This is a genomic window from Terriglobales bacterium (assembly GCA_035624475.1).
Lineage (GTDB): Bacteria > Acidobacteriota > Terriglobia > Terriglobales > Acidobacteriaceae > DASPRL01.
This window is the reverse complement of sequence record DASPRL010000346.1, coordinates 1-2,943: the sequence shown is the minus strand read 5'-3', so window position 1 is coordinate 2,943 and position 2,943 is coordinate 1. Positions and strand designations below refer to the sequence as shown.

The window sequence follows — 2,943 nt, the reverse complement described above, 5'->3', positions numbered from 1 at the left end:
GCCGGCAACCTGCTGGGCGCGCAGCAGAGCGGCCACGTGGATGCCGTCGGCTTCGAGCTCTACACCACCATGCTGGAGCGCGCGGTGCGCGAGTTGAAGGGCGAGGCGGTGCCCGCCGAGGTCGCCGCCCAGCTCAACCTGGGACTCAACATCCGCATCCCCGCAGGCTACATCGCCGAGGAGAACCAGCGGCTGCGCATGTACAAGCGCGTGGCCGGGGTGGAGACCGAGGCCGCGCTCCAGGACGTGCGCGAGGAATTGCAGGACCGCTACGGCCCGCCGCCCGCGCCGGTGCGCAACCTGCTCGACTATGCCGTGCTCAAGCTGCTGTGCGAGCGCGTGGGCGTGGCCGCCATCGAGCGCAAGCGCGAGCAGGTGAGCATCCGCTTCACCGAGAGCGCGCAGGTGGAGCCGGCGCGCCTGGCCGCCTTCGTGGCCGCGGAGAAGGGCGCACAGTTCTCCCCCGGCGGCGTGCTCAAGTTCACCCAGCGCACCGCGCCCGCGGAGGAGGTTCTGGCTCGGTTGCGTGGGCTGCTGGAGAACCTGGCCGGCGAGGCAGCGACGGTAAGCAATTAGCGCTTAGCAATTAGCATTTAGCCCTTGAAGTGTTTCGTGGAGGCCTAGTAAAACCTTGAGGGGCTAAATGCTAAGTGCTAATTGCTAGGTGCTTTGGCCAGGAGCTAGAAACCAGCAGCGAGTGGCTATGAAGCAACGAGTCCGCAAAGCCGTCTTTCCCGCCGCCGGGCTGGGCACGCGTTTCCTGCCCGCCACCAAGGCGCAGCCCAAGGAGATGCTGCCGCTGGTGGACAAGCCCATCATCCAGTACGGCGTGGAAGAGGCCATGGCGGCGGGCTGCGACCAGATCATCCTGGTGACCGGGCGCGGCAAACGCGCCATCGAAGACCACTTCGACGTCAGCTACGAGCTGGAGAAGCTGCTGGAAGCGCGCGGCAAGCCCGACCTGCTGGCCAAGGTGCGCGAGGTCTCGGAGATGATCAGCGTCGCCTACGTGCGCCAGAAGGAGGCGCTGGGCCTGGGCCACGCCGTGCTCATGGCGCGCGAACTGGTGGGCGACGAGCCCTGCGCCGTCATCCTGGCCGACGACGTCATCGACGCGCCCGTGCCCTGCCTCCAGCAGATGCTCGAGGTCTTCGAGGAGACGCAGTCGTCGGTGATCGCCATCCAGACGGTGGAGGGCCCCGCCATCTCTTCCTACGGCGTGATCGACGCGCGGCCGGTGGACGGCAAGTTCGACGGGCGGCTCTTCGAGGTGAAGAACCTGGTGGAGAAACCGAAGTTCGAGCAGGCGCCCTCCAAGCTGGCGGTGATCGGGCGCTACATCCTGACCCCGCGCATCTTCGAGGAACTGGCGAACCTCACGCCGGGCGCGGGCGGAGAACTGCAGCTCACCGACGGGCTGCGCAAGCTGCTCGAGCACGAGAAGCTCTACGGCTTCGTCTTCGAAGGCAAACGCCACGACACCGGCGACAAGCTCGGCTTCCTCAAGGCCACCGTCGAGCTGGCCCTCAAGCGCCCGGACCTGGGCGACGATCTGCGCGCCTGGCTGAAGACCCTGAAACTCTAGGGCAGCGCTTCGGTGAAGATGAAGTCGTGCTGCCAGCCGGTCTTGTAGCCGTGCTGGCGCAGGACCAGGGCCAATTGCGCCCAGTGGCGCAGGCCGTGCAGGAAGACGTGGGCCAGCATCTTGCGGCGCGAGGCCACGACGCGGAAGGAGCCGCGCTCCAGGGTGAGCGCGGCGTCCAGGTCGGCCTCGCCGGCGCGCGCCAGGTAGCCCGCCAACTGCTCCTGGGCGGAGTCGCCGATGCGCCAGATCTCCTCCAGCGTGGTGTGCGGCAGCTCCCGGTAATTGCTCTTCTCCTGCCGGCCGCTGATGAACTCGGCGTAGAAGAGCTCGACGATGGCGATGTGCCAGAGCAGGCCGCGCACGCTGGCGGTGTCGGTGCCGGCCTCGCCGGCGGGCACTTCGAGCGCCGCCGCCGGCTGCTTTTCCAGCCACGCCCGCCACTTCCCGCGTTCTTCCTGCGTATAGCGCTGCAGTTCCTGGAACGAGATTCCGGTCATGAAGGATCCAATCGTCGATCGTCAATCACTCAATCGCCAATTTCTACAGCGTCATCTTGAGCTTCTTGGATTTCTCCTCCACGCTGTGCGCCAGCTTCTCCTTGTGCGCGGTCAGTTTCTTGGCCAGCGCGGGATCGGAGAGGGCGAGCATCTGCGCCGCCAGGATGCCTGCGTTGGCTGCGCCCGCCTTGCCGATGGCCACCGTGGCCACCGGGATGCCCGCGGGCATCTGCACCGTCGAGAGCAGCGAGTCCAACCCGTCGAGCACGCTGGGAATGGGCACGCCGATCACCGGCAGGGTGGTATGGGCAGCGATGACGCCCGCCAGGTGGGCCGCGCCGCCCGCCCCCGCGATGATCACCTTGAGGCCGCGGCCGGCGGCCTCCTGCGCGTACTCGCTGGTGCGCCGCGGCGAGCGGTGTGCCGAGGTCACGTCGATCTCGTAGGGGATGCCGAACTCCTCCAGCGACTTGGCCGCGTCGCGCATGATCTCCAGATCGGAATCACTGCCCATCACAATCGAAACCAGAGGTTTGCTCATCTTTCCCTCTAAACCGCTCCCTGTAAACTGTCATCCTGAGGCGAGGATCTCGCTTCGCGAAGCGAAGCAAAACCGCAGTCGAAGGATCCCTATACTGGACTGACTCGCGACCCAGGACTCGGGACTACTTGTTCAGCGCTCTCCCCGCAATATCCCTCCGATAATGCGCCTCCTCAAAATTAATCTTCCCGCACGCCTCATACGCCCGCCCGACTGCCGTCTCCAGATCGCGCGCCCGCGCCGTCACTCCCAGCACGCGCCCGCCGGACGTGTAATAAGCCCCGTCGCGCTTCGACGTCCCTGCATGAAACACCTTCACG

At 66.3% G+C, this 2,943-nt stretch carries 5 protein-coding genes; 2 read left to right on the top strand and 3 right to left on the bottom strand.

The features are described 5' to 3' along the window. Together VEG08_13675 and galU are read left to right on the top strand one after the other, a co-directional pair. The coding region (locus VEG08_13675; GenBank protein HXZ29037.1) for a TRCF domain-containing protein at window positions 1-576 on the top strand (576 nt) is incomplete at its 5' end. 127 nt (window positions 577-703) lie between these two features. Further along, window positions 704-1,585 carry a UTP--glucose-1-phosphate uridylyltransferase GalU gene (galU, locus tag VEG08_13670; protein HXZ29036.1) on the top strand — a complete coding sequence of 294 codons (882 nt, stop codon included), beginning with the start codon at window positions 704-706 and terminating at the stop codon, window positions 1,583-1,585. On the opposite strand, the gene VEG08_13665 is transcribed toward galU, so the two are convergent. The 3 genes from VEG08_13665 to VEG08_13655 all read right to left on the bottom strand — a co-directional run. Continuing rightward, window positions 1,582-2,082: a DinB family protein gene (locus VEG08_13665; protein ID HXZ29035.1), complete on the bottom strand. Its 501-nt coding sequence runs from the start codon at window positions 2,080-2,082 to the stop codon at window positions 1,582-1,584. The genes galU and VEG08_13665 overlap by 4 nt on opposite strands. Before the next feature lie 43 nt (window positions 2,083-2,125). Further along, on the bottom strand, window positions 2,126-2,623 hold the full coding sequence (purE, locus tag VEG08_13660; GenBank protein ID HXZ29034.1) for a 5-(carboxyamino)imidazole ribonucleotide mutase: 498 nt from the start codon (window positions 2,621-2,623) through the stop codon (window positions 2,126-2,128). 124 nt (window positions 2,624-2,747) lie between these two features. Beyond that, window positions 2,748-2,943: phosphoribosylglycinamide synthetase C domain-containing protein (locus VEG08_13655; protein HXZ29033.1), on the bottom strand; the 196-nt coding region annotated here is incomplete at its 5' end.